This window comes from Streptomyces sp. NPDC002130, assembly GCF_040296465.1.
Taxonomy (GTDB): domain Bacteria; phylum Actinomycetota; class Actinomycetes; order Streptomycetales; family Streptomycetaceae; genus Streptomyces.
Map to the genome: position 1 here is coordinate 1 of NZ_JBEOXI010000579.1, position 2,290 is coordinate 2,290.

At 62.1% G+C, this 2,290-nt stretch carries 3 protein-coding genes; 2 read left to right on the forward strand and 1 reads right to left on the reverse strand.

Annotated features, from left to right (window positions below; genetic code table 11):
• Window positions 1-370, forward strand: a 370-nt coding sequence (locus ABT116_RS43025; protein ID WP_351646182.1) for a hypothetical protein, incomplete at its 5' end; no start/stop codon positions are given.
• A 31-nt stretch (window positions 371-401) separates the two neighbouring features.
• Here the strand turns inward: ABT116_RS43025 and ABT116_RS43030 are convergent.
• On the reverse strand, window positions 402-1,007 hold the full coding sequence (locus ABT116_RS43030) for a hypothetical protein (protein WP_351646184.1): 606 nt from the start codon (window positions 1,005-1,007) through the stop codon (window positions 402-404).
• A 240-nt stretch (window positions 1,008-1,247) separates the two neighbouring features.
• Between ABT116_RS43030 and ABT116_RS43035 the strand changes: the two genes are divergently transcribed.
• On the forward strand, window positions 1,248-2,174 hold the full coding sequence (locus tag ABT116_RS43035; RefSeq protein WP_350835330.1) for an A24 family peptidase: 927 nt from the start codon (window positions 1,248-1,250) through the stop codon (window positions 2,172-2,174).
• Window positions 2,175-2,290 lie beyond the last annotated feature (116 nt).

Genomic DNA, 2,290 nt, shown 5'->3' on the forward strand with positions numbered 1-2,290 from the left:
GCCGCCGATGATGAACGCGGTGCTCGGCAGCCTGCGCGAGCTGGGTGTGCCGAAGCCCCAGGTCCAGATGAGTACCGAACCATTTCGAATCAGCGAAGGCAGCGCTCTGCACGCCGATGACCCGGATCCGTTGCGGCAGTACTGGTACACCGCTGATGACCTGGTGGATACCTTCGGTTACCGGCGGGACGCCTTGGAAGGTTTGTTCGGTGAAGAGACGCCCGGGCCTGGCGGGTTGGTGGGGTGGACGACGTCGGTGGTGTGGAAGATCGAGAGTGAAGTGATTGTGCCGGCGGTGGAATTGTTGGAGTCGAGTTTCCGCGATCAGGAGTCGATTGATCTCACGGTGTATCGGTCGTCGGCTGGCTGAGGCTCTGCGATTAACTGCCGCTTGCGGGGCCTTACATGTTGAGCTGGTTGGCCAGTCGACTGATCGGGCGCGACTCGATGCTCAGGTTCCTCGGCTGAGGAACTCCGATGATGTGCACTCCGGCGCTGGCGCGGACGTGTGCGTCGCCGTTCACGGAGACAGAGGAAGTGTCTGTCGCTGCGACGAGAGTATGGCCGGCCGCTTGGACGTGGCACTGGGTGTGGGCGAAAACGACAGCCTGATCTTCGGCGCGAATCTTGGCGTGATCGGTACCGACAATGTGGCTTTTCCCGCGCGCTTCGATGGTGACGCCATCGAATGCTTCGACGTGCGCGAATTCGTAGGCGGTGACACGGGCGCGGTGGCAGGCCTGTAGGAAGCATCGACCGGCGGCAGCGATGGATCCTCCGCTGATTCCGGCACACGATTGACCGATGATCTTCACGTCGACTCCGTGCGGGACATGCCCGAGGTCGAACCACAGGTCAGGGTCGGCGTCGATGATCAGTCGTTTGGCGCCGCCGCGGATGTGGTGGGTGTATTCGCTGAAGGTGTGAACGATCAATGCTGGACGGGAGGAACGTGCCGGGTGGAGTCGTGCGCGGCGGCGGTCAGCTTTTCCGATTGGGGCGTTCATAGGGTGATGTTGCCTCTACTGGTGAGTTTTCGAGTGGTTTTGGTGGCGGCGAGTCCGGTCACGATGCGGGAACATCGTCGTTCGAGAGCAGCACGAGCGGATTTTCAGGCATCTGAGATGTGCGGTCAGTGATAGTCCATGGCATGGACAGCGCACGCCCCAGCGGCCAAACGATGAGTTCGGAAGCCCGCGCTGTCCGGTAGAGCGGTTAGGGTCGGGTTCTGCCTGTGACCACGGGTGATGGACGCGCTGAAGGAGCTTTCCGAGATGGCCGAATCGAATGTGGAGTCGGGAAATACTGCCGACGGTGCTTCGACTTCTCTCTCCGCTGAGGAAGTCGAGTCCACAACGCCTGGCCGTGGTCAACGACCGGGGCTTGTCACCGCCGCCGACGCAGGAAGGCGGAAACCCCCTCTCTCGACGTATCTGCCGATCCTGGGTGTCATTGCTGTGAGTGTGGCGGTGTGGATCGCTGCTCGCTGGGCGTTCGGTCGTCACGAGCAGGCTGGCCTGTGGTCGGTCGCGTCGTTCGCTGCTCTGGCTGGGGCGGCGGTGAGCGTGGCGGTGCGTCCGATGATGGCAAGTTTGTGTGCACTCGTGCAGATTCCCGTGACGCCGACCAGTCGCTCGATCGGCCCGGCAGTAGCAACAGCAGGATTGTGGTTCGGGGCCGTGATGATCGCCGGCGGCGACGCGATCTTGCCGGCATGGCTCACGGTGGCGGCTTTGTCTGTCTGGGCCGCGTGGATTGACCACTTCACCTTGCGGTTCCCCTTGCCGCTGATTCGTGCAGTCACCGCGGCGGGTCTGTTGCTCGGCGCGATGGCAGTGGTGGTCGATCAGGACCCTGCCGCGGGTCTTCGTGCTGTGGTGGCCGGGGCCGCGATATTCGCCAGTTACCTGGTGTTCGCGATCATTACTCGCGGTCACCCCGGTTTGGCGGATGTGAGGTTGAGCTTCATTCTCACTGCAGCTGTCGGATGGGTCGGTTGGATGAACGTGGCTTCGGCAGTGCTGCTGCCGAATATTCTGGCGGTAGTAGGGGTGGCGGTCACCAAGGTGTTCGGAGGCAGAAAGGTCCGGGGTGTGGAGTTCGGGTTCGCTCCGTACCTCGTTGTCGGCACAGCACTCGCTATTGCCTTGCCCGCGGGCTGGTGGATGTTGTGAATCTGAGCAAGTGCGGCCGTGTAGACGAGAGGAACTGGACATGAGGTGGCGCCGGCGGAATCGTTTTCATTCACCGAATCGGGTGGAACGGGTGAATGAGTTCCTTGATCATGTCC

Excerpts from the sequence above, each read along its gene's own strand:
- ABT116_RS43035 (WP_350835330.1), top strand. The coding sequence starts at position 1,248 with ATGGACGCGCTGAAGGAGCTTTCCGAGATGGCCGAATCGAATGTGGAG.
- ABT116_RS43030 (WP_351646184.1), bottom strand. The coding sequence starts at position 1,007 with ATGAACGCCCCAATCGGAAAAGCTGACCGCCGCCGCGCACGACTCCAC.